Source organism: Blautia sp. DFI.1.216 (genome assembly GCF_020594215.1).
GTDB lineage: Bacteria > Bacillota > Clostridia > Lachnospirales > Lachnospiraceae > Blautia_A > Blautia_A wexlerae.
Genome location: NZ_JAJDML010000150.1, coordinates 1 through 875 on the forward strand (window position 1 = coordinate 1; position 875 = coordinate 875).

Sequence of the window (875 nt, forward strand, 5' to 3'; positions counted from 1 at the left end):
ATTGACATATTCGTAGGTGAAATTAATTGCATTGATACCAAGAGAATAAGAAACGATGCTCTCTGTAATTACAATCTTATTTCCATTTAAGTTGGTAACTTCACCTATGCGATGGTTTCCGTATCCTGCCATAATTTCAGTGAAATCAAGGATTTTTCTGAACTTTCCGTTTGTGTATTTTAATAATGCACATACAGGTCCGTCACCATTCTCGGCTGGTGCATAGAGATATAAAAACGGCTGTCCGTTTTTCAATGTATAAATATTTGCTATAACATTATAAAAACGTGTATTTTTTAATCTGTAAGCTGTTTTTCCATTAACCGATACAGTAAGTGACGTATATGTTTCATCGTCGGTTTGATTGGCTGCTCTGATTCTGATTTTATCTTTCGTTCCATCACCGGTAACATCATATGCTGTGTATGTCCGATTTGCTTTTAATTGGACCCCATTTGCCGTTGCTTTTACGGGTCTGGAGAAAATAATTGCAAAACCAATTGCCAGAAACATAGTAAACACAGAAATAAAATTGTTTCTTTTTCTCATAAAACATGACCCCTTTCGTGTAGGAATTGCTATAATTTTTACATTTTTATTGTATCATTGTATATGTGCAAACTGTATTTTTTAAATTACAAAATCCTGAGATAATTTTATGAGAACCAATTCTCTTCTCGGTGCATCTAATTAGTGTAAAATTAAAAAAGCAAACACGTGTAGTAATTCGGCTGGACAAAAGGAGAAGACAAAGTTATGACAAAAGATGTATTTATTAAGGAGGTTTGGGATGCAGAAGCCATGCTGTATCATATATCAAAGTCCATTCTGAAGAATGATTCTGATTGTGGGGATGCTGTGCAGGAAACAATTCT

Annotated in this window: 1 protein-coding gene; it reads right to left on the reverse strand. The window is 34.1% G+C overall.

The genetic code is table 11. The features are described 5' to 3' along the window. Nucleotides 1–549: hypothetical protein (locus LJE11_RS19145; RefSeq protein ID WP_331465648.1), on the reverse strand; the 549-nt coding region annotated here is incomplete at its 3' end. Nucleotides 550–875: the final 326 nt, after the last annotated feature.